The sequence below is a fragment of the Streptomyces tamarix genome (genome assembly GCF_032423885.1).
Classification (GTDB): Bacteria; Actinomycetota; Actinomycetes; order Streptomycetales; family Streptomycetaceae; genus Streptomyces; species Streptomyces tamarix.
The window spans coordinates 19,150-40,770 of record NZ_JAWCTQ010000008.1 but is presented as its reverse complement, the minus strand read 5'-3'; the positions used below and the strand labels follow the sequence as shown (position 1 = coordinate 40,770).

19 protein-coding genes are annotated in these 21,621 nt (G+C 74.7%); 5 read left to right on the top strand and 14 right to left on the bottom strand.

The window, feature by feature from the left end; genetic code table 11:
• Nucleotides 1-44: 44 nt before the first annotated feature.
• Genes RND61_RS08990 through RND61_RS08970 form a run of 5 tightly spaced genes read left to right on the top strand, consistent with a single transcriptional unit; the run spans nucleotide 45 to nucleotide 5,196 of the window.
• Complete coding sequence (locus tag RND61_RS08990; RefSeq protein ID WP_315877293.1) at nucleotides 45-998, top strand: STM4015 family protein; 954 nt, start codon at nucleotides 45-47, stop codon at nucleotides 996-998.
• Between the two features lie 10 nt (nucleotides 999-1,008).
• A complete protein-coding gene (locus RND61_RS08985) occupies nucleotides 1,009-2,118 on the top strand; it encodes an STM4014 family protein (RefSeq protein ID WP_315877292.1) in 1,110 nt (369 codons plus the stop codon).
• A 19-nt stretch (nucleotides 2,119-2,137) separates the two neighbouring features.
• Nucleotides 2,138-2,944, top strand: a complete 807-nt coding sequence (locus RND61_RS08980; protein WP_315877411.1) for an STM4013/SEN3800 family hydrolase — start codon at nucleotides 2,138-2,140, stop codon at nucleotides 2,942-2,944.
• Entirely contained in the window at nucleotides 2,941-4,320 is a 1,380-nt protein-coding gene (locus tag RND61_RS08975) for an STM4012 family radical SAM protein (protein WP_315877291.1), read from the top strand. Before RND61_RS08980 ends, RND61_RS08975 begins: the two co-directional genes overlap by 4 nt.
• 6 nt (nucleotides 4,321-4,326) lie before the next feature.
• Nucleotides 4,327-5,196 (top strand): STM4011 family radical SAM protein, encoded by an 870-nt coding sequence (locus RND61_RS08970; protein WP_315877290.1) that lies wholly within the window; start codon nucleotides 4,327-4,329, stop codon nucleotides 5,194-5,196.
• 129 nt (nucleotides 5,197-5,325) lie between these two features.
• On the opposite strand, the gene RND61_RS08965 is transcribed toward RND61_RS08970, so the two are convergent.
• The 14 genes from RND61_RS08965 to RND61_RS08900 all read right to left on the bottom strand — a co-directional run bounded on the left by RND61_RS08965 (nucleotide 5,326) and on the right by RND61_RS08900 (nucleotide 21,032).
• Nucleotides 5,326-6,063 (bottom strand): sirohydrochlorin chelatase, encoded by a 738-nt coding sequence (locus RND61_RS08965; protein ID WP_315877289.1) that lies wholly within the window; start codon nucleotides 6,061-6,063, stop codon nucleotides 5,326-5,328.
• 5 nt (nucleotides 6,064-6,068) lie between these two features.
• Nucleotides 6,069-6,962, bottom strand: a complete 894-nt coding sequence (locus RND61_RS08960; protein ID WP_315877288.1) for an ABC transporter permease — start codon at nucleotides 6,960-6,962, stop codon at nucleotides 6,069-6,071.
• Nucleotides 6,949-7,743, bottom strand: a complete 795-nt coding sequence (locus tag RND61_RS08955) for an ABC transporter ATP-binding protein (protein WP_315877287.1) — start codon at nucleotides 7,741-7,743, stop codon at nucleotides 6,949-6,951. The genes RND61_RS08960 and RND61_RS08955 overlap by 14 nt, the downstream gene beginning before the upstream one ends.
• Nucleotides 7,744-7,778: 35 nt before the next feature.
• Entirely contained in the window at nucleotides 7,779-8,894 is a 1,116-nt protein-coding gene (locus tag RND61_RS08950) for an ABC transporter substrate-binding protein (protein WP_315877286.1), read from the bottom strand.
• A gap of 199 nt (nucleotides 8,895-9,093) precedes the next feature.
• A complete protein-coding gene (locus RND61_RS08945; protein WP_315877285.1) occupies nucleotides 9,094-10,431 on the bottom strand; it encodes a sulfate adenylyltransferase subunit 1 in 1,338 nt (445 codons plus the stop codon).
• Nucleotides 10,432-10,433: 2 nt separating this feature from the next.
• Entirely contained in the window at nucleotides 10,434-11,372 is a 939-nt protein-coding gene (cysD, locus tag RND61_RS08940; RefSeq protein ID WP_315877284.1) for a sulfate adenylyltransferase subunit CysD, read from the bottom strand.
• The gene (gene cysC, locus RND61_RS08935) at nucleotides 11,369-11,935 is read right to left on the bottom strand and encodes an adenylyl-sulfate kinase (RefSeq protein WP_315877283.1); all 567 of its coding nucleotides are present in this window, start codon (nucleotides 11,933-11,935) and stop codon (nucleotides 11,369-11,371) included. The genes cysD and cysC overlap by 4 nt, the downstream gene beginning before the upstream one ends.
• Nucleotides 11,932-12,633: a phosphoadenylyl-sulfate reductase gene (locus RND61_RS08930; protein ID WP_315877282.1), complete on the bottom strand. Its 702-nt coding sequence runs from the start codon at nucleotides 12,631-12,633 to the stop codon at nucleotides 11,932-11,934. Before RND61_RS08930 ends, cysC begins: the two co-directional genes overlap by 4 nt.
• Nucleotides 12,630-12,809: a hypothetical protein gene (locus RND61_RS08925; protein ID WP_315877281.1), complete on the bottom strand. Its 180-nt coding sequence runs from the start codon at nucleotides 12,807-12,809 to the stop codon at nucleotides 12,630-12,632. Before RND61_RS08925 ends, RND61_RS08930 begins: the two co-directional genes overlap by 4 nt.
• The gene (locus RND61_RS08920) at nucleotides 12,806-14,503 is read right to left on the bottom strand and encodes a nitrite/sulfite reductase (protein WP_315877280.1); all 1,698 of its coding nucleotides are present in this window, start codon (nucleotides 14,501-14,503) and stop codon (nucleotides 12,806-12,808) included. The genes RND61_RS08925 and RND61_RS08920 overlap by 4 nt, the downstream gene beginning before the upstream one ends.
• A gap of 126 nt (nucleotides 14,504-14,629) precedes the next feature.
• Nucleotides 14,630-14,713: a putative leader peptide gene (locus RND61_RS08915; protein WP_315877410.1), complete on the bottom strand. Its 84-nt coding sequence runs from the start codon at nucleotides 14,711-14,713 to the stop codon at nucleotides 14,630-14,632.
• Nucleotides 14,714-14,850: 137 nt separating this feature from the next.
• Entirely contained in the window at nucleotides 14,851-15,417 is a 567-nt protein-coding gene (locus tag RND61_RS08910; RefSeq protein WP_315877279.1) for a GNAT family N-acetyltransferase, read from the bottom strand.
• Between the two features lie 107 nt (nucleotides 15,418-15,524).
• Nucleotides 15,525-19,433 (bottom strand): wHTH domain-containing protein, encoded by a 3,909-nt coding sequence (locus RND61_RS08905; RefSeq protein ID WP_449343275.1) that lies wholly within the window; start codon nucleotides 19,431-19,433, stop codon nucleotides 15,525-15,527.
• Between the two features lie 279 nt (nucleotides 19,434-19,712).
• Nucleotides 19,713-21,032 carry a helix-turn-helix domain-containing protein gene (locus tag RND61_RS08900; RefSeq protein ID WP_315877277.1) on the bottom strand — a complete coding sequence of 440 codons (1,320 nt, stop codon included), beginning with the start codon at nucleotides 21,030-21,032 and terminating at the stop codon, nucleotides 19,713-19,715.
• Nucleotides 21,033-21,621: the final 589 nt, after the last annotated feature.

Below are 21,621 nucleotides of genomic sequence, written 5' to 3'. Positions count from 1 at the left end.
GCAGGCACATCGACAGCGAACAGGCGAGGAACGGCGGGGAGAACATGGTGGCGCATCTGCGGGAGTCGTACGGGCTTCCGGTCTTCGACTTCCCGGGCCCGCAGGACGGCGGGAAGACGCCGCTGCCCGAGGCGGACACCGTCGCGTGGCGGGTCTCGTCCGACACGTACGACAGCGAGGAGAGCTGGCCGGAGGCGTTCGCCCGGTTCGCCGCGGCCGTCGACCTCGGCCGGGTCCGCGCGATCGTCGTCGGCGCCTGGGAGGAGGCGTACGAAACCGGGCCCGAGCCGGTCATCGCCGCGCTCCTCGACGCGCGGGGCGGACTCACCGCCCTGCGCGCCCTGTTCCTCGGCGACATGGAGTCCGAGGAGTGCGAGATCTCCTGGATCAACCAGGGCGACGTCACCCCGCTCCTCGACGGCTTCCCCGAGTTGGAGGAGTTCGGCGTCCGCGGCGGCACCGGCCTCCGCTTCCCCGCCGTCTCCCACGGCCGGCTGCGCTCCCTGACCGTCCAGACCGGCGGCATGCCCGCCGAGGCCGTGCGCGGCGTCGCCGCGAGCGACCTGCCCGCGCTGGTCCACCTCGACCTGTGGCTGGGCACGGACAGCTACGGCGGCGACTGCTCCGTCGAGGACGTGGCGCCGATCCTCGACGGGTCCCGCCTGCCGAGCCTGCGCCACCTGGCGCTGCGCAACAGCGACATCCAGGACGGGATCGCCGCGGCCGTGGCGTCCGCGCCCGTCGTCGCCCGGCTGGAGACCCTCGACCTCTCGATGGGCGTCCTCACCGACGAGGGCGCGACCGCGCTGCTCGGCGGCCAGCCGCTCACGCACCTGAAGAAGCTCGACCTCCACCACAACTACCTCGGCGAGCCGCTGCGGCAGCGACTGAGGGAGACGCTGGAGAGCGCCGGCGTCACCCTCGACCTGGACCGCGGCCACGCCGACGAGGACGAGTGGGACGGCCGCGTCTGGCGCTACGTCGCCGTCGGCGAGTGACGGACGGGCCGTGACGGAGGAAGCACCGACGCGCTGGGCGGTCGTCGGCAATCCCGAGAACCGCCGCGTCGCCCTGTTCGGCCGGGCGGTCCGCGAGGCGGGGCTGCCCGCGCCGCGCGTCGTGCCGTGGACGGAGGTCCTGCGGGACGGCGGCGCCGGCTTCGCCCCCGACGAGGTCGTACGGCTGGAGTCGCCCGGTGAGAACGCCGAGGTCGACCGCCTCCTGCGCGGAGTGGACGACCCGACCCGCGTCGAGGGCGGCGCCCGCTGGTACGCGCGGTTCACCGCCGCCGTACGGTCCCTCACCGGTGGCGTGCGCCTCGACGACCCCGGCGAGCTGGCCGTCCTCTTCGACAAGCGGCGCTGCCACCGAGCCCTGGACCGGGCCGGGGTGCCGGTCCCCGAGTCGCCGACGTCCGGCGGCGGCGCCCCGGTGCGCGGCTGGGACGACGTACGGGCCCTGATGGACGCGCGCGGCATGCCGCGCGCGTTCCTGAAGCCCGCCCACGGGTCCTCCGCGTCCGGCATCGTCGCCGTCGAGACGGCCGGCCGCGGCCGGATCAGGGCGACCACCTCCGTGGAGAGCACCGGCGACGGCCGCCTCCACAACTCGCTGCGCGTCCGCCGCAGCACGAGCGAGCGGGAGGTCGCCGCCCTGGTCGACGCGCTCGCCCCGGACGGACTGCACATCGAGCGGTGGTGGCCCAAGGCGTCCCTGGACGGCGGGGTGACGGACCTGCGCGTCGTCGTGGTCGCCGGCCGGGCCACCCACGCCGTCGTCCGCTCCAGCCGCTCACCCATGACCAACCTCCACCTCGGCGGCCGGCGCGGCGACCTGGCCGCCGCCGTCGCCGCCGCGGGGCCGCACTGGGCCGACGCCCTGGAGACGTGCGAGCGGGTGGCGGCCTGCTTCCCCGGCACGCTGTGCGTCGGCGTCGACCTGCTCCCGGCGGTCGGCTGGCGCCGGTTCGCCGTCGCCGAGGTCAACGCCTTCGGCGACCTCCTGCCCGGCCTCACCGGACTCCCCGGCAGCGGCGCCGAGGGCCTGGACACCTACGCCGCCCAGGTCGCGGCCGTACAGCGGCACCACCACACGAGGACCCTCCGTGCACCCCTCTGACAGCACCCAGCTCCCCGACATGAACGAGGTCGTCGGCCGCGACGACCTGCTCCTGCTCACCCTGGACACCCTCCGCTACGACGTGGCCGCCGAACTGGCCGCCGCCGGACGCATCCCCCACCTGGCCCGCCACCTCCCCGGCGGGGCCTGGGAGAAGCGGCACGCGCCGGGCAGCTTCACCTACGCCTCCCACCAGGCGATGTTCGCCGGTTTCCTGCCGACACCGGCCGAACCGGGGCCGCACCCGCGGCTGTTCGCCGCCCGGTTCGCCGGCAGCGAGACGACCGCCGGGCGCACGTACGTCTTCGATACGCCCGACCTGGTCTCCGGGCTCGCCGCCGCCGGGTACCGCACGGTGTGCGTCGGCGGCGTCGGTTTCTTCAACAAGCGGGGCGCGCTGGGCGGCGTACTGCCCGGCCTGTTCCAGGAGAGCCACTGGGAGCCGGAGTTCGGCGTGGCGTCGCCCACCTCCTTCGAGGCGCAGGTCGGCCGGGCCGAGCGGATCGTCGCCGCGCTCCCCCCGCGGCAGCGGCTCTTCCTCTTCCTCAACGTCTCGGCACTGCACCAGCCCAACTGGTTCCACCTGCCCGGCGCGACCCGCGAGGCCGGGGACAGCCGCGCCACCCACGCCGCCGCCCTGGAGTACGTCGACCGGCACGTCGGCCGGCTGTTCGCCGCGATGAGTTCCCGCCGCCGCTGCTTCGCCGTCGTCTGCTCCGACCACGGCACGACCTACGGCGACGACGGCTACACCGGTCACCGCCTCGGCCACGAGGCCGTGTGGACCGTGCCGTACGCCCACTTCTTCCTGGAGCCGTCCGCATGACCGCGCCCGCCGCGACCCCCGTCCGCCCGTACCAGGCGTACGTCTACGCCTACCCGCACAAGACCGCGTACCGGCCGCTGCCCGACCGGCCCGCCCTGCGCGACCTGTGGCGGGACGAGCGCAGGGACGCGCTCTCCCTCTACCTCCACGTCCCGTTCTGCGAGGTCCGCTGCGGCTTCTGCAACCTCTTCACCCGCATCGGCGCCCCCGACGGGCTCACCGGCCGCTACCTCGACGCCCTCGACCGCCAGGCCACCGCCGTCCGCGACGCCCTCGACGCGCCGGGCGACGGGGGCACGGGCCCCGTGCGCTTCGCCAACGCCGCGTTCGGCGGAGGCACACCGACCTTCCTGACCGCCGGCGAACTGGACCGCCTCTGCGACATCGCGGAGAAACGCATGGGCGCCGACCTGCGCGCCGTCCCCCTCTCCGTCGAGGCGTCCCCCGCCACCGCGACCGCCGACCGGCTCGCCGTCCTCGCCGAGCGCGGCGCGACCCGCCTCAGCGTCGGGGTGCAGAGCTTCGTCGACGAGGAGGCCAGGGCGGCGGTACGGCCGCAGCGCCGCGCCGACGTGGAGGCCGCGCTCGGCCGCGTCCGCGACGCGCGGATCCCCGTCCTCAACATCGACCTCATCTACGGCATCGACGGCCAGACCCCCGCCACCTGGCGCACCTCCCTGGACGCCGCCCTCGCCTGGCGGCCCGAGGAGCTGTACCTGTACCCGCTGTACGTCCGCCCCCTCACCGGCCTCGCCCGGCGCACCGCCCACACCGACCGCGCCTGGGACGAACAGCGCCTGACGCTCTACCGGCAGGGCCGCGACCACCTCCTCGCGCACGGCTACGAGCAGGTGTCGATGCGCATGTTCCGCCGCGCCGGCGCCGCCCCGCAGGGCCCCGACGACCACGCCTGCCAGACCGACGGCATGATCGGCCTCGGCTGCGGCGCCCGCTCCTACACCTCCACGCTCCACTACTCCTTCGACTACGCCGTCGACATGGGAGAGATACGGGCGATCATCGACGACTACACCGCCACCGAGGACTTCGGCCGCGCCGTCCACGGCCGGCCCGTCGACGGCGACGAGGCGCGCCGCCGCCACCTCCTCCAGTCGCTCCTCCAGGCCCAGGGCATGCCGCTCGCCGACTACCGCGACCGGTTCGGCACCGACCCGTACGACGACTTCCCCGCCGAGCTCGCCGCCTTCGCGGAGCGCGGCTGGCTCCTCGACGACGGCCCCGGCGGCGACCCCGGCGGCGGCGCGGGCGCCCGGTTGCGGCTCTCCCCGGAGGGCCTGGCCCACTCCGACGCGCTGGGCCCCGAGCTGTTCTCACCCGCCGTACGGGCCGCGATGGCCGCGTACGAGCCGAAGTAGCCCGCCGTGGACCTGACGATCCTGTACCGGGGGCCGCTCGCCTCCTGCGACTACGACTGCCCGTACTGCCCCTTCGCCAAGCGCCGCGACACCCCCGCGCAGTTGCGCGCCGACCGGGCCGCGCTCGAACGGTTCACCGGCTGGGCCGGCGCCCCGACCGGTGACCGGCTGTCGGTCCTGTTCACGCCCTGGGGGGAGGGCCTGGTCCGCTCCTGGTACCGGCGGGCCCTGGTCGAGCTGTCGCACCGGCCGCACGTCCGGCGCGTCGCCATCCAGACCAACCTCAGTTGCCGCACCGACTGGCTCGCGGAGGCCGACCCCGAGACCGTCGCCCTGTGGTGCACCTACCACCCCGGCCAGACACCCTACGAACGGTTCCTCGCGAAGACCCGCGACCTCGCCGACCGGGGCGTGCGCCACAGCGTCGGCGTCGTCGGCCTGCCCGAACACCTGGAGGACGCCCGGCGGCTGCGCGCCGCCCTGCCCGCCCACGTCTACCTGTGGGTCAACGCCGCCGAGGGCCGCACCTACACCGACGACGAGGCCGCCGCCTGGACGGCCATCGACCCGCTGTTCCCCTACAGCCGGCACCCGCACCGCTCGCGCGGACTGCCGTGCCGCACGGGCGAGTCGGTCGTCTCCGTCGACGGCGACGGCACGGTCCGCCGCTGCCACTTCGTCCGCACCGAGCTGGGCAACCTCTACGACGGCTCGTACCGTGCCGCGCTCGCCCCGCGCCCCTGCCCGCTGGCGGTCTGCGACTGCCACATCGGGTACGTGCACCTGGAGACGCTGCCGCTGTACGACGTGTTCGCGGGCGGCGTCCTCGAACGCGTTCCGGCGGCCCACGCGCCGGCCGCCCCGGAACGCCGCTGAAGGTCCCCGCCCGCCGGGCCGTCGGAGGACGTCCACGAGGACCGCGGGCCGCCCGCCCACCGCGGACCCCCGCCCCCGCGGGCGGGGGCGCGGCCGGGCGCCGGAGTCGGCGTGGCCGCCGGGCGGGGCCTAGACCGCCGCGGCCAGCGGGTGGGCCGCCCGCGCCCCGTCGTACCGCTCCAGCAGCAGCCGGGCCAGTTCCGGGGCCGGGCCGAGCACGTCGGCCAGGACGTCGGCGTCCGCCGCGCCCGCGGCGATCCGGTCGGGGAGCCGACCGGGGGCGATCACGTACGGGGCGACGGCCACCCGCCGGACGCCCGCGGCGCGCAGCTCCCGCACCGCGTCCTCGGTGCGGGGAAGGGCCGCGGAGGCGAACGCGGGCCGCACGGCGCACCAACCGGCACGCCGCAGCTCCCGCGCCGTTTCAGCGAACACCGCGCTCGCCTCCGGGTCGGTGGAGCCCGCCGAGGCCAGGACGACCCCGGTCGCGGGCTTGTCGGCGGGGGTGAGGCCCGCCTCGTACAGGCGGCGCTCCGCCGCGCGCAGCAGCAGCGGCGACGGACCGAGGACCTCCGCCTGGCGGATCCGCAGTACCGGCGGCGCCTGTCGCAACACGGCCGGGATGTCCGCCTTGGCGTGGAACGCCCGGTTCAACAGCAGCGGCAGGGCCACCACGTCCCGTACGCCGCCGGCCGCGAGGGACGCCAGGACGGCCGGCACGGACGGTACGTTGAAGTCGAGGAACGCGGTCTCCACCCGGACGCCGGGGCGCAGCGCGGCCACCACCCGCACCAGGGCGTGGACGGTCGCGGCGTGCCGCGGGTCGCGGCTGCCGTGGGCGACGACGAGCAGCACGGGGCCGGCCACGGCGCTCAGCCCCGGCCCAGCAGTCCGCGGCGGCGCAGCACCGCGCGCTCCACGGGGCTGAACACGAGCAGGTCGACGGCGATGCCGACGAGCAGGATCAGCAGGATCGCCAGGAAGATCCCCGGCATGTCCGCGTTGTTGCGGCCGTTCTCCAGCAACTGGCCCAGGCCGAGGCCCAGGTCCGGCGACGACGCGATGATCTCGGCGGCCATCAGGGACCGCCACGAGAACGCCCACCCCTGCTTCAGGCCCGCCAGGTAGCCCGGCAGCGCCGCCGGCATGACGATGTGCCAGGCGCCCCGCAGCCCGGTCGCGCCGAGCGTGCGGCCCGCGCGCAGGAACAGCGGCGGCACCTGGTCGACGCCGGCGACCAGCCCGTTGGCGATGGACGGCACGGCGCCGAGCAGGATCACCGCGAACATCATCCGGTCGTTGAGGCCCAGCCACAGCACCGCGGGCGGCACCCACGCGACGGACGGCAGCGACTGCAGGCCCGACAGGATCGGCCCGATCGCGGCCCGCACGACCTTCACGCGGGCGACGAGCAGGCCCAGCGGCGTACCGATCGCGAGCGCCAGCACGAAACCGAACAGGGCGCGGGACACGCTGGTCCACATGACGCCGAACAGCGTCCCCTGCAACCACATCTCGGACAGGCTGTCCCACACCGCGGACGGCGCGGGCAGCTTGTACGCGTCGGTGACCTCCGCCCACACCAGCAGTTGCCACACGACCAGGACGAGGACCACCGCCACGGCGGGCGGCAGGACCTTCCCCACCAGCGTCTCGCGCAGCGGCGTCCGGCGCGTCTCGACGGCGTCGAGCGCGTCGAGTCCGGCCTCCAGGCCCGCCAGGTCGTCCGTCCTGCCGGCGCCGGCCCTCGTGTCAGTGCTGGCCATGTCGGCGGATCTCCCCCCGCAGTCGTTCCGTGATCTCCAGGGACAGCTCCGCCACCGCGGCGTCCTCGATGCGGCGCGGCTGCGGCAGGTCGATCGTCCACTCGCGGGCGATCCGCCCCGGCCGGGACGACAGCAGCACCACGCGCTGCGCCAGCCGTACGGCCTCGCGCACGTTGTGGGTGACGAACAGCACCGACAGGCCCGTCTCCACCCAGATCCGGGTCAGCTCGCCGTGCAGCACGTCGCGGGTGATCGCGTCGAGCGCGGCGAACGGCTCGTCCATCAGCAGCAGCCGGCTGTCCTGGGCGAGTGCCCGGGCCATCGCGACGCGCTGCCGCATCCCGCCGGACAGCTCGTGGACGCGCTTGCCGTACGCGCCGCCCAGCCGGACCAGTTCGAGGAGCCGCTCCGCCTCGTCGCGGCGGTCGGCCTTCGGCACGCCGCGCAGCCTCAGCGCCAGCTCGACGTTCTTGCCGGCCGTCAGCCACGGGAACAGCGCGTGCTCCTGGAACATCAGGGCCGGGCGCCCGTCCGTGGCGATCGTCCCCGACGACGGCCGGTCGAGCCCGGCGACCAGGTTGAGCAGGGTCGACTTGCCGCAGCCGGAGGCCCCGAGGAGGGTGACGAACTCACCCGGCGCGACATCGAGGCTGATGTCGTCCAGGACGAGCTGCTGCCCGGTGGGGCCGGCGAAGGACTTCGAGACGCGCTCGATCCGCGCGGCGTACTCGGCCGCCTTGCGGTCCTCGGCGCGGGCCGCCGTACCGATCGTGATGGCCATGGTCGTCACCTCCTGGGAGCTGGTCTGACGCGGACTCAACGGACACCGAGCCCGGCGTCGGGGACGGGCGCCCTGCCCGCGGCGGCGAGGACCCTGTTCAGCGGGCGCAGGTCGTAGATCCCGGCCAGCCGGGGGTCCTCCAGCAGCCCGGCGGCCACGGCGTGGCCGGCCTGCTCGCGCAGCGTCCCGGCCAGCGGGTCGTCGAGGAACCGGAGCGTCGGCCACGCCGAGTCGACGACCGCGTCGGGCAGCGCCTTGCCGGTGAGCGCCCTCATCTGGGCGTTCGCGGCGGCCTTGGCCTCCCGGGGGTGGGCGTTGATCCACGCGTTGGCCTTCAGCGAGCCGCGCAGCACCGCCTCCACCACGTCCGGGTGCCGCTCCAGGAAGCCCTGCGAGGCGACGATGTTGGTGATCACGAACTTCCCGCCGGGCCACAGCGACGCCTCGTCGAGAAGCGGCTTCGCCCCCTCGGCGATCAGCTTCGACGCGGTCGGTTCGGGCACCCACGCGCCGTCGACCGACCCGGACCGGTAGGCGTCGGGGAGGATCTTGTTGTCGACGCGCAGGACCGACACGTCGCCCTTGCCGCTCTGCGGGTCGACCTTCCAGCCCTGCTCGGCGGCCCAGTGGAGGAACGCCACGTCCTGCGTGTTGCCGAGCTGCGGGGTGGCGATCCGCTTGCCCCTGACGTCCGCGAGGCTCCTCACCCGGTCCGGGTTCACGACGAGCCGGACGCCGCCGGACGCGGCGCCGCCGACGATCCGCAGGTTCTTCCCGCCGGACCTCGTGTAGCCGTTGAGGGCGGGGGAGGGGCCGAGGAACGCGATGTCGACGGAGCCGGCGTTGAGCGCCTCGACCGCGGACGGGCCCGCGTTGAACGTCGCGGTCCGCAGCCGCGTGCCGCGCAGCTCCTTCTGGAGGAAGCCCTCCCGGTCACCGACGAGGGCCGTGCCGTGGGTGAGGTTCGCGAAGTACCCGACGCGCACCGTGTCCGCGGACAGCTTCGGCCCCTGGGCCACCACCTTCGCCCTGTTCTCCACCGCCTGCGAGCCGTACCCGCACGAGACCAGCGCCGCGAGCAGCAGCGGCAGGACCGCGGCGAGGGCGAGGCCGCGGCGCGGCGCGGGCAGCGGGCGGGAGGTGGCAGGCACGGGGAGGGGTTCCTCTCGTCGGCCCGGCCGCTACCTCCCGTACGGGAGGGGCGGGGCGGCGGGGCGGGCGGCGGTGGGCGGTGGTCCGGGGCGGCGGGGGAGCGGGCGGCGGGTCATCGGGCACATCGCGCGACACCCCCGGTGCCCGCGCCGGCGCGACCGCCCCGCCCGGCGGGGGCCGCGAAGGCGGCGCGCGCCATCAGAAGTCCCAGCCGTCGTCGTCGGCGGGGGCGGCCACGGCCTTCTCCCCGGCGAACGACTCGCCCGCCATGCCCGCCGCGAGGGTGGTGCCGTCCGCCGGGTCGATCAGCAGGAACGAGCCGGTGCGGCGCGAGTCGGCGTACGCGTCCAACGCGATCGGCTCGGCCGTGCGGATCCTGACGGTGCCGATGTCGTTGGCGACGAGCCGGCCCGGGGCGGGGTGCTGGGACAGGTCGTCCAGGGTGAGCCGGGACGGGATGTCCTTGACGATCGCCTTGACCGTACGGGTCGTGTGCTTCAGCAGCACCCGCTGGCCCACCGCCAGCGGCTGGTCCGCCACGTGGCAGACCGTCGCCTCGACGTCCTGGCTGGTCGCCGGGGCGTCCCCGGACGGCACGATCAGGTCGCCGCGCGAGACGTCGATGTCGTCCTCCAGGAGGAGGGTGACGGACTGCGGCGTCCACGCGATGTCGACGGGCGTGCCCAGCAGGTCGATCCCGGAGACCCGCGACGTACGGCCCGAGGGCAGCACGGTCACCTCCTGGCCGACGCGGAACGTCCCGGCGGCGATCTGCCCCGCGTAGCCCCGGTAGTCCGGGTGCTCCGCGGTCTGCGGGCGGATCACGTACTGCACGGGCAGCCGGGCGTGGCAGCCGGTCAGGTCGTGGCTGACGGGCACGGTCTCCAGGTGCTCCAGCACCGTCGGGCCGCCGTACCAGTCCATCGTCGCGGACGGCTCCACCACGTTGTCGCCGGCGAGCGCCGAGATCGGGATCGCGGTGACCTCGGGGATGCCCAGCTCCGCCGCGTACGCCGTGAACTCCTCGGCGATCCCCGCAAAGGCGGCCTCCTCGTACCCGACGAGGTCCATCTTGTTGACGGCCAGCACGACGTGCGGGACGCGCAGCAGCGCGGCGATCGCGGCGTGCCGGCGGGTCTGCTCGACCACGCCGTTGCGCGCGTCGACGAGGATCACGGTCAGCTCGGCGGTGGACGCGCCGGTGACCATGTTCCGCGTGTACTGCACGTGGCCGGGCGTGTCGGCGAGGATGAACCGGCGCCGGGCCGTGGCGAAGTAACGGTACGCCACGTCGATCGTGATGCCCTGCTCGCGCTCGGCCCGCAGGCCGTCCGTCAACAGCGCCAGGTCGGGGGCCTCCTGGCCGCGGGAGCGGGAGGCGTGCTCGACGGCCTCCAACTGGTCGGCGAGGACCGACTTGGAGTCGTGCAGCAGCCGGCCCACGAGGGTGGACTTGCCGTCGTCGACGGACCCGGCGGTCGCGAAACGCAGCAGGGTGGTGGCCGAGAGCTGCTCGGCGGCGGTGGTGCTGGACATCTCTAGAAGTACCCTTCGCGCTTGCGGTCTTCCATCGCGGCCTCGGACAGCTTGTCGTCGGCGCGGGTGGCGCCCCGCTCGGTCAGCCGGGACGCGGCGATCTCGGCGATCACGGCGTCGAGCGTGGTGGCGTCGGAGTCGACGGCGCCCGTGCAGGACATGTCGCCGACCGTGCGGTAGCGGATGAGCCGCTTCTCGACGGTCTCGCCGTCCTTCGGGCCGCCCCACTCACCGGCGGTCAGCCACATGCCGTTGCGGGAGAACACCTCCCGCTCGTGCGCGAAGTAGATCTCGGGCAGCTCGATGCCCTCGCGGGCGATGTACTGCCACACGTCCAACTCGGTCCAGTTGGACAGCGGGAACACCCGCACGTGCTCGCCCGGGGCGTGCCGGCCGTTGTAGAGCTGCCACAGCTCGGGCCGCTGGCGCCGCGGGTCCCACTGGGAGAACTCGTCGCGCAGCGAGAACACCCGCTCCTTGGCCCGGGCCTTCTCCTCGTCGCGCCGCCCGCCGCCGAACACCGCGTCGAAGCGGTGCTGCTGGATCGCCTCGGTCAGCGGCACGGTCTGCAGCGGGTTGCGGGTGCCGTCCGGGCGCTCCTTGAGGACGCCGCGGTCGATGTAGTCCTGGACGGACGCCACGTGCAGCCGCAGGTGGTGCCGGGCCACGGTCCGGTCGCGGTACTCGATGACCTCGGGGAAGTTGTGCCCGGTGTCCACGTGGAGCAGCGAGAACGGCACCGGGGCGGGCGCGAACGCCTTCAGCGCCAGGTGCAGCATGACGATGGAGTCCTTGCCGCCGGAGAACAGGAGCACCGGCCGCTCGAACTCGCCCGCCACCTCGCGGAAGATGTGGACGGCCTCGGACTCCAGCGCGTCGAGGTGCGACAGCGCGAACGGGCTGTCCTGCTGCTCCTCCGTCACGTTGAGCGTCGTGGTCACGCCAGGCCCCTCTCGGTCAGCAGCGCGTGCAGCGCCTGCGCGGACTCCCGCACCGTCTGGTTGTGGGACTCGATCCGCAGGTCGGGGCTCTCCGGCTCCTCGTACGGGTCGTCGACGCCGGTCAGGCCGCTGATCTCGCCGGCGGCCTGCTTGGCGTACAGCCCCTTCACGTCGCGTACGGAGCACACCTCGACCGGCGTCGCCACGTGCACCTCCACGTACGGGGTGCCCTCCCGCTGGTGGCGCTTGCGGACGGCCTCGCGGCTGTCGGCGTACGGGGCGATGACGGGCACGAGGACCTTCACGCCGTTCGACGCGAGCAGTTCGGCGACGAAGCCGATGCGCTGCACGTTGGTGTGCCGGTCCTCGCGGCTGAAGCCGAGGCCCGCCGACAGGAACTCGCGGATCTCGTCGCCGTCGAGCACCTCCACGCGGTGGCCCTCGTCGCGCAGCCGGCCCGCGAGCTCGTACGCGATGGTGGTCTTGCCGGCGCTCGGCAGACCGGTGAGCCAGATGGTGGCCCCAGTCACGTGCTTCTCCTGAGAAGAGTGGTCGTTCGTCATGCGTGCAGCCCGCACTCCGTCTTGGCGCGGCCCGCCCAGCGGCCGGCGCGCGCGTCCTCGCCCTCCAGCACGCGGCGCGTGCAGGGGGCGCAGCCGACGGAGGCGTAGCCGTCCATCAGCAGCGGGTTGGTGAGGACGCCGTGCTCGGCGACGTACGCGTCGACGTCGTCCTGGGTCCACCGAGCGATCGGGGACACCTTGACCTTCCGCCGCTTGGCGTCCCAGCCGACGACCGGGGTGTTCGCCCGGGTCGGGGACTCGTCGCGGCGCAGCCCGGTCGCCCACGCGGCGTACTTGGTCAGGCCCTCTTCGAGGGGCTTGACCTTGCGCAGCGCGCAGCACAGGTCCGGGTCGCGGTCGTGCAGCTTCGGCCCGTACTCGGCGTCCTGCTCGGCGACGGTCTGGCGCGGCGTCAGCGTGATGACGTTGACGTCCATCACGGCGTCGACCGCGTCGCGCGTCCCGATGGTCTCGGGGAAGTGGTAGCCGGTGTCGAGGAACACCACGTCGACGCCGGGGAAGACGCGCGAGGCGAGGTGGGCGACGACGGCGTCCTCCATGGAGGAGGTGACGCAGAAGCGCTCGCCGAAGGTGTCGGCGGCCCACTTCAGAACGTCGAGCGCCGGGGCGTCCTCCAGCTCGCGGCCGGCGCGCTCGGCGAGCGCCTTCAGTTCCTCGTCGGTCCGCGTGACGGTCATGTCGGGTCCCCTCCGCTGTCGTGGCGCTGGAGGCCCCGGGCCAGCAGGCCCAGGAACTTCAGCTGGAAGGCTCGATTGCAGGCCGCGCACTCCCAGGCGCCGTGGCCCTGCTCGGCGGGGCGCAGGTCCTCGTCGCCGCAGTACGGGCAGTAGAACGGGGCGGCCCTCTCGCTCACGAAAGGGACTCCTCGCTCGCGCGGGTGGCCCAGGTGGCGAAGCGCTCGCCGTCCTCGCGCTCCGCCCGGTAGCGGGTGAGGACGCGCTCGATGTAGTCGGGCAGCTCGGCGGAGCTGACCTTCAGGCCGCGCACCTTGCGGCCGAAGCCGGCCTCCAGGCCGAGGGCGCCGCCGAGGTGCACCTGGTAGCCCTCGACCTGGCGGCCCTCGTCGTCGAGGACCAACTGGCCCTTGAGGCCGATGTCCGCCACCTGGATGCGGGCGCAGGCGTTGGGGCAGCCGTTGATGTTGATGGTGATCGGCTCGTCGAAGTCGGGCAGGCGGCGCTCCAACTCGTCGATGAGGGAGGAGCCGCGCGCCTTCGTCTCGACGATGGCCAGCTTGCAGAACTCGATGCCGGTGCAGGCCATGGTGCCGCGCCGGAACGGCGACGGGTTCACCCGCAGGTCGAGCGCCTCCAGAGCGGCGACGAGCGAGGGGACCTGCGCCTCCTCGACATCGAGGACGATCATCTTCTGCTCGACGGTGGTGCGGACGCGGCCGGAGCCGTGCGCCTCCGCCACCTCGGCGATCTTGGTGAGGGTGGCGCCGTCGACGCGGCCGACGCGCGGGGCGAAGCCCACGTAGAAGCGGCCGTCCTTCTGGCGGTGGACGCCGACGTGGTCGCGCCACTGCTGGACGGGCTGCGCGGGGGCGGGGCCGTCGACGAGCTTGCGCTGGAGGTACTCGTCCTCCAGGACCTGACGGAACCTCTCGGCGCCCCAGTCGGCGACGAGGAACTTCAGCCGGGCCCGGTTGCGCAGCCGCCGGTAGCCGTAGTCACGGAAGATCGAGATGACGCCGGTGTAGACGTCCGGGACCTCGTCGAGGGGAACCCAGGCGCCGAGGCGGACACCGATCTTCGGGTTGGTGGACAGCCCGCCGCCGACCCACAGGTCGAAGCCGGGCCCGTGCTCGGGGTGCTCCACGCCCACGAACGCCACGTCGTTGATCTCGTGCGCCACGTCGAGCAGCGGCGAGCCGGAGATCGCGGACTTGAACTTGCGGGGCAGGTTGGAGAACTCCTTGTTGCCGATGACGCGGCGGTGGATCTCCTCGATGGCGGGCGTGCCGTCGATGATCTCGTCCTCGGCGATCCCGGCGACGGGCGAGCCGATGATGACGCGCGGGGTGTCGCCGCACGCCTCGGTCGTGGACAGGCCGACCTCTTCGAGGCGGCGCCAGATCTCGGGGACGTCCTCGATGCGGATCCAGTGGTACTGGACGTTCTGCCGGTCGGTGATGTCGGCGGTGCCCCGGGCGAACTCCTGGGAGATCTCGCCGACGACCCGTAGCTGCCGGGTCGTCAGGCGGCCGCCGTCGATGCGGACGCGCAGCATGAAGTACTCGTCGTCCAGCTCCTCCGGCTCCAGGACGGCCGTCTTGCCGCCGTCGATCCCGGGCTTGCGCTGGGTGTAGAGGCCCCACCAGCGCATCCGGCCGCGCAGGTCGTTGGGGTCGATGGAGTCGAATCCGGCCTTCGAGTAGATCGTCTCAATGCGTGTCCGCACGTTGAGACCGTCATCGTCCTTCTTGAACTGCTCATTGCCGTTGAGGGGCGTGAAGTGGCCCCTGGCCCACTGGCCCTCGCCACGGTGGCGCCCCACCTTGCGGCGTGGCGTGGCGGGTGCGGGCTTTTCCGGGGTGGCGGCCATGGCTATACGTCCTTCGGGACTGCAGGAGGGCGGCTCTGACCTGCGCAATGTCGCGCAGGGCAGAGCTCCTGCGCGACATTGCGCGGCGGGTTCAGAAGATCGGGGATCGCGGCGTGGCTGGTTCGCTCAGCGCGCCGGACACATGGCGCTGGACATGCGGCCGAGGTCGACGTGCCGCCGACTCACCAAGGCAATTCCAGCTCGAGACATGACGGAAGCGTGTCATGCGAGTTTGGACTCAGTCCACCTTTGTCCATATCTCGGACAAAGATGTCCCGCATTGTGGACAAGTGTGGTATGGGTCACGTCCGCGGGACCGCTCCGCGGCCCCGTGACGTGCCGCGGGCTCAGGCGGAGGCGCCCGGCCAGGGCCCCGGCGTCTCGACGGCCGGCTTCTGCGCGACCCGCGTGTCGTAGAGGCGGAAGCCGCGCCGCCGGTAGTTGGCGAGCGCGTGCTCCCCGTCGAGGGAGCAGGTGTTCAGCACGACCCGCTTGGTGGGCGTCCGCCCCGGCCAGCGGTCCGCCAGGTCCCAGGCGCGGGCCGTGCCGTACGACAGCAGGTGCCCGCCGATGCGCCGCCCCCGGAACGCCGGGACCAGCCCGAAGTACATGATCTCGACGACGCCCTCGTCCTGCGGGTCCAACTCGATGTACCCGGCCGGCGTCCCCTTCTCGTACGCCACCCACGTCTCGACGCCGGGCCGCTCCAGGATCTCCCGCCACTGCGCGTACGTCAGTCCGAGCCGGTCCACCCAGGAGACGTCGCCCCCCACGGCGCAGTACAGGAAGCGGCTGAACTCGGGCGAGGGCACCTCTGCGCGGACGATCTCCACGTCCCCCTCCGGCGCGGCGGCGGGCCGCAGGTCGTCCGGGGAGGTCTGCTCCAGGTACCAGGTGGTGACGGCGATGCTCATGACGGCCAGGGAACCACGGAGCGTGCGCCTGTGGCCAGCGCGGTCCTGGTCCCCGGCCCACCGGGCCACGGACGGGGGTCCGGTGGCCGACGGGCCGGGGACGAGGGCTACGGACGGGGGACGCGGGGGAGCGCCTCGCGGACGGCCTGCGCGGGGTCGACGACGTCGACGCCGAGCTCGACGAGCCAGTGGTGGATCCGGCCGACGGGCTCGCCGAGCGCGCGCGACCGGTCGAGCAGCTCCTGCAGGCCGACGCGTCCGCTGTCCGGTGACAGGGTCCCCGCGACGAGCCTGGACGCCCGCTCGTACGACAGCCCCTCGGGCAGGTCAGGGCACGAGCAGGCGATGCCGTGCTCCGCCAGCCGGGCCGCGATGTCCGCCGGCGGGACCAGCAGGTGGCCGGCGGCCTCCAGGACCCGGGCGAACGGGACGGGTCGGTCCGACCGCAGTCCGCGCCAGCCCAGCGGGCCGTCCACCGCGAGCAGCCTGTCGTCCCCCTGTGACGGGGACACGGAACGCAAGGGGGGCGCGGCCAGTCCGTACGCCCTCATGCGGGAGGCGACCACCGCCGGGCTGAGCCCCCCGCGCGCGGCGACCTCCAGGATCTGGGTGTACAGGACCGGCTTCCCCGGCCGCAGAGGGGAGAAGCGCAGGGTCCTGGGTTCGACCGGTGGCGTCAGAATGTCCAGATCGTGGGACTCCGTCTCGTCGGGGAGCGTCTCCGGCGCGCGGAAACCCAGCCGCTCGAACCACGCAGCGGCTTCCGGCGGCGTCAGCCCCAGCTCCCGTGCGGCCAGGAGCACGTGGGCGGGCGGAACCGGCTCCTCGGGATCCAGCCAGGGGGACGCACCGCTCAGGTGCTCGCTCAGGGCGCGCACGAGACGGGCCGGGGGCGGGTCGGGGAGGACGGACGGCTCCACCGCGAGCCCGCACGCCCGGAGCCGTGCGCACAGATCGGACAGGGGCCGGCCGAGCTCGGAGGAGAGGGCGACCAGCAGACCGGGCGGGACCTGCGCGCCGGGCTGGAACCACGGGCACGGCGCGGCACCCAGGTAGGGGCCCAACACCCCGTCCGCCGCACCGGCCCGCGCCATGGCCAGGACCTCGTCCGGCACATCGACCCCGGCCCGCCGCCACCGGGCCGCCTGCGCCTCCAGCGACTGTCCCTCCTCGCGGGCCGTCCGGACGAGGAGGCTCGGGGTGACCCGCCTGTCGTGCCGGTTCCCGGCCGGTCTCCTCCTGCCGAACGGCCTCTCCTCGGGACGCGTGTCGGAGAACCCGTCACACGGCCCGTCGTACAGCCCCAGGGTCTTGGCGCGCAGGGCGACCGCCCGGGGAGAGCGGCCCAGACCGGCAGCGATCTGGAGGACCTGATCGTTCTCCAGGGAGCTCTTGAGGAGCTTGGATGCCACACGGGGGTCGGTGATCTGCGGGAGGCGCGCGAGCTTCAGAACGCTGAGGTCGGACGGCAGGGCGGGCGCCACCTCTCCGACGGCGGTGAGCTCCGGACAGATCCGCAGCAGCTCCGCCCACACCGGCTCGGGCCGGTGGGCGATCAACCGCCAGAGGAGGATGTGGTCGGGCACCCCCATGACGTCGCGGGACGTCCGCCACGCGGTGGGGGACTGGAGGTCCGGGAACAGGAGGGGAAGGTCGTCGGGGAAGAACCCCGCCCGGGAGATCCCGGTGGCGGGGCCCCCCGGGATCTCGCGGCCCACCGCGACGCAGCGCTCCACGACGAGGTCCGCCAGCGCCTTGCTCGCGTCGGTCACCTCGCTCAGCCACGGGAAGTCCAGGAGGGGCCCGCCCACGCCCAGCAGGTGGTCCACCGCCCCGGCCAGCAGCTTCCCGACCGTGTCGCGCACGTCGTCCAGGATCAGGGCCCGGTCCGCCGACAGCCGTTCCGGGGCGAGCGGCCCCGACAGGTTCACCACCGCGCCGACGAGCCCCGTCTCCTGATCGGTCAGCACACCCCCGCGGACGGCCGGCCGCACCGTCAGCCCGTCGACCAGCAGCCCCCCGCCCCACCGGCACCAGAACACCTGGGCCCCGGGCGGGGCGTCGGGCCACTCCTCCACGGGGCCGTCCGCGTCGAGGCTGAACCAGCCCCCGGCCCGCCGTCCCCGCAACACCCCCGGCGCCCACCGCACCACCTTCGTGCCGTGCCGGGCCACCGTCGGGAACTCGGCGACGCCGAGCAGCCGGGCCAACACCTCCGGGCACGACCAGCCGGGCTCCGCGTCCCGCAGGTACAGCCGGACCGTCGTCCCCGGGCGCTCGCCCCGGTCCGCGCGCCGCGCGATCCGGAACAGGTGCCCCGGCCCGAAGATCGACGCCTCCAACACCGGGCCCGGCATGCCCGTCCGGTCCATCCGGCAGGTCGTCACCCGCATTTCGTCGGCGAGCATGAAGTAGCTGAGCACGCCGATGCCGAAGCGGCTGTTGGGGTAGAAGAGGACGGGAGGGTCGAGACGGGCCCAGTCGGCGCGCTCTTCGCGGAAGTCCGGTTGCTCCGCGAACCGCGCGCCCGCGTGGGAGAACACCCCGCGCAGCTCGGCCTCGCCCATGCCGATGCCGTCGTCGCGGCACTCGACGTACGCGCGGCCGTCGTCGTCGACGCCCTGCTCGAAGACGATGGAGCCCTCGTACGCGTAGGTGGCCGCCGGGTGCGTGCGGTCCAGGTACTCCGTGCGGGCCCGCCGGTACCGGCAGGCGTCCAGCGCGTTCTGGTACAGCTCCCGGATCGCCAGGTCCCGGTCCTTGTAGAGCTGGACGCCTATCAGCAGGTCGCGCACCCGCCGCTCGTCCAGCCGGAAGCTCGCCCACCCGGTGAAGGCGCCCTCGACGGGGACCACGCCGTCGGCGGAGAGCCGCACCGGGAGGTGCGGCATCGGCTGTGTCACCCGCTCCCGCACCGTACGGGTCACCGCGTGCAGCAGTTCGTCCATGCGGCCCACCGCCGACCGCAGCCCCTCCACGACCGCCTCGTGGGAGCACTCCGCCCGCAGCACCGGCAGGTCCGGCGACCCGCCCCACGACGACTTCTCCAGCGTGGCGCGCAGCGCGGCCAGGTCGACCGGGTGGGGGACGCCCAGGTGTTCGGCGACGACGTCGGGCAGCGTCGTCATCCTGGCGGTCAGCGCGTACGCCAGGGAGGTGAGCAGGACCAGCCGCTGGTCCCGCACCCGCTGCCGGCCCGGCCCGCGCAGCAGGTCGTCGGGCGGGAGGGTGCCGAGGAACTCGGGGTTGCAGACGTGGGGGCCGCGCCGCAGCCCGTGCAGGAGCCGGCCGACCCGGTCCGGGGCGAGCGCGTCGCCCAGCACCCCGCCGTCCGCCTCCCCGAGCGCGTCCAGCAGCTCCCGCACCGCCTCCGGCGCGGCGTACGCCTCGTGCCGCACCAGCCAGCGGTGGAACAGCCACCAGCCGATCGGCTCCGCCGTGCCGGGCCGCAGCAGCGCACGCTGCACCAGCACCCCGTGCCCGTCCGCGTACGCCTCGAACGCCGACCGCTCCGGTGAGGGCGGCGTCCCGTCCCCGGCCGGGTCGAGGCGCCACGGCTCGACGTGCAGGCGGTCGGCGGCCATCCGCAGGTCGTGCACCCGCGCCAGCAGCGGGACCAGTGCGAACAGCGCCGCCTCCACCGGGTACAGGTCGAGGCCGGCGCCGCCGTCCGGTTCGCCCAGCAACCACTCCAGGTGCTCCGCGAACCGCTCCGGGCCGCGCGGGTCCTGCCACGGGTCGCCGGCCAGCCGCTCCTCCGCCGCGTCGCGCAGCCGGGCGAGCGAGGCGGCGACCGCGGCGGCGGCGTCCCGGCACCGCGCCGGGTCCCGCCCGTCCGGCACGTGCCGCCACACGGTCGAGTCGCGTACGAGGTCCACCCAGGGGTCCCCGGCGGCGGGGGCCTCCGGCTCCGGCGCCACCTGCTGGAACGTCACCCGGCCGATGTGCCCGGCCTGGATGAGCGGACCCGTCACCGTGCTGTCCTCCACCCTGTTCCACGTGCCCGGTTCCCGCATGGCCACCCGTACCTCCCCCGCCCCGACAAGGAGTCCAGCTTAGGAGCCGCCCCGCGCGACCGCGGCACGCGCGCATCGAGGAGCCGTCCCGCGCCCGGGGCGGCGGGGAAGGCCGGGAGCGGACACGCACGGGCGCGGCGGCGGGCGCCCCGGAGCCCGTCCCGGCGGCGTCGGCCCCGACTCCCGCGCGGCCAGGAGCACGGGGGCGGGCGGAACCGGCTCCCCCGGGACCCGGTCAGGGGGACGTACCGCTCGGAACCGGCGCCGGAGGCGGCCGTCTCATTCGGCGCGGTCGCCGCCGTCCGCGTGCCGCGCCGCCACCACGGCGGGCGCCGTCGAGTACGGCAGCAGGTCGCCCGCGTCGGCCGGGGCGACCACCTCGACCTCCACCTCGTCGCGGAACCGGTACGGGCGGTGCGCCAGCACGCCCCCCAGGGTGCGCCGCATCCGGGACATCTCCGCCCGCACGGTCACCGTCCGCGTGCGGTCGCCGAACACGTCCTCGGCCAACTGCGCCGCCGTACGGCCGTCCCGGCGCGCGGCCAGCACGTACAGCAACTCCGCGTGGCGCGGGCTCAACTCCCGCGTCCAGCAGCCGACCGCGCCCGACACCCGCACCGTCCAGTCGCGGGGGCGGCTCACGTCGAGCACCAGCCGGGTCGCCACGCCCCCGGCCCGCGCGTCCGCGGCGTCCAGCGGCCGCACCAGCCAGCCGCCCGGCAGCGGCTCCACGTCGCACTCGCCCAGCGTCGGCAGCCACCCCCGCCCCGCCTCCAGCGACGGGGGCACCGGCACCCGGTCCACGGGGGCGACCCCCGTCACCGCCGCCGTCCAGCCGTGCCGGTCCACCGCCAGCGCCCGGCCGCCCACCCGGCACAGCATCGGCGCCGCCACCGCCCGCAGCCGGGCGAGACCCGCCAGGTGCCGGTTGCGCAGCTCCGCCTCGGCGAGCCGCGCCACCGAACCGACCAGCAGCAGCGTCGCCGGGTGCACCGTCGTCACCGGGCCGCTCACGTCGACGACGCCCATCAGCCGCCCGTCGCGCGGATCCGTGATCGGGGCGCCCGCGCACGTCCACGCGTGGTGCGTGGCGACGAAGTGCTCCGCCGAGTGGACCTGCACGGGGCGCCGCACCACCAGCGCCGTCCCCACGCCGTTCGTCCCGACCGTCGACTCCCGCCAGTCCGCGCCCGGTTCAAAGCCGTGCCCGTCCGCCATCCGCAGCACCGACGGGTGGCCCTCCCGCCACAGCACCCGCCCGTCCGCGTCCGCGACGACCATGATGTGCCGCACCGCGCCGGTGCTCGCGCCCGGCACCGACATGAGGCCCTCGCGGAGCAGCGGCAGCAGGTCCGCGAGCGGCGAACCGGCGCGCCGCGCCTCCAACTCCGCCGGCGACAGCAGCCCCGAGCGGCGGTCGCGGTCCGGGTCGACGCCCTCGCGGAGCATCCGCTGCCACGACGCCCCTATCTCGGCGCGCGGCGCCAGCGGCGCCCGGCCGCCGCGTAGGGCGGCGTCCCTGATGTTCTTCAGCAGCAGCGTCGCCTCACGCGCGTTCATCGCGGCGAGCCGGGTGATGTCGACTGTGGCGTTCCGCACCGGGCCCTCCCGTTCCCGTACAGCCCCCATCATCCCCCGCCCGGGCGGCCGTCCGGCCCGGGGCCGCTCAGAACGCGCCACCGCCGCAACCCCCTGCAACCCTCGCGCCCGGACCCCGTCCCGTACGAGAGTGGCCGGGTACCGGTTCGCCGGTACGGGACGGGATGGTGCCGTGTCGGCGCAGCACCATCCCGGCCGCGCTCCGGGCGCGGGACGCCGTGCGACGTCCCGCGCCCGCGGCACGTCCCCCCGCGCGCCCGCGTCCCGCGCCTTCCGCGTCCCGCCTCCCGCGCCCCCCGAGCGTCCGCCCCCCGAGCGCCGCGCCCCGGGAGCCGCCGCCGGACGCCACGCCCGCGCCGGCGGTGCCGCGCCACGGCCCGAGCCGGTCGGAGCGCCGTTCCGCCCCTCGAAGGACGCGGTGCCGGCGGCCGGTCGAGCACCGGCGCGGGGTCCGGGCCGGAACCGCACGCGTACGGGCCGCCCCGCATGTCGCGGACGCGCGGACGCCTCGGCCGTGACGGGCCGGCCGGTGCCGTTCGGCGTAGGGTGAGTCGTACTGTGTGACGAGGGCCGTCACTCCCCGGGTGGG

Excerpts from the sequence above, each read along its gene's own strand:
- RND61_RS08990 (WP_315877293.1), top strand. The coding sequence starts at position 45 with ATGGTGGCGCATCTGCGGGAGTCGTACGGGCTTCCGGTCTTCGACTTC.
- RND61_RS08980 (WP_315877411.1), top strand. The coding sequence starts at position 2,138 with ATGAACGAGGTCGTCGGCCGCGACGACCTGCTCCTGCTCACCCTGGAC.
- RND61_RS08975 (WP_315877291.1), top strand. The coding sequence starts at position 2,941 with ATGACCGCGCCCGCCGCGACCCCCGTCCGCCCGTACCAGGCGTACGTC.
- RND61_RS08960 (WP_315877288.1), bottom strand. The coding sequence starts at position 6,962 with ATGGCCAGCACTGACACGAGGGCCGGCGCCGGCAGGACGGACGACCTG.
- RND61_RS08955 (WP_315877287.1), bottom strand. The coding sequence starts at position 7,743 with ATGGCCATCACGATCGGTACGGCGGCCCGCGCCGAGGACCGCAAGGCG.
- RND61_RS08945 (WP_315877285.1), bottom strand. The coding sequence starts at position 10,431 with ATGTCCAGCACCACCGCCGCCGAGCAGCTCTCGGCCACCACCCTGCTG.
- cysC (WP_315877283.1), bottom strand. The coding sequence starts at position 11,935 with ATGACGAACGACCACTCTTCTCAGGAGAAGCACGTGACTGGGGCCACC.
- RND61_RS08930 (WP_315877282.1), bottom strand. The coding sequence starts at position 12,633 with ATGACCGTCACGCGGACCGACGAGGAACTGAAGGCGCTCGCCGAGCGC.
- RND61_RS08920 (WP_315877280.1), bottom strand. The coding sequence starts at position 14,503 with ATGGCCGCCACCCCGGAAAAGCCCGCACCCGCCACGCCACGCCGCAAG.
- RND61_RS08915 (WP_315877410.1), bottom strand. The coding sequence starts at position 14,713 with ATGTCTCGAGCTGGAATTGCCTTGGTGAGTCGGCGGCACGTCGACCTC.
- RND61_RS08910 (WP_315877279.1), bottom strand. The coding sequence starts at position 15,417 with ATGAGCATCGCCGTCACCACCTGGTACCTGGAGCAGACCTCCCCGGAC.
- RND61_RS08905 (WP_449343275.1), bottom strand. The coding sequence starts at position 19,433 with ATGCGGGAACCGGGCACGTGGAACAGGGTGGAGGACAGCACGGTGACG.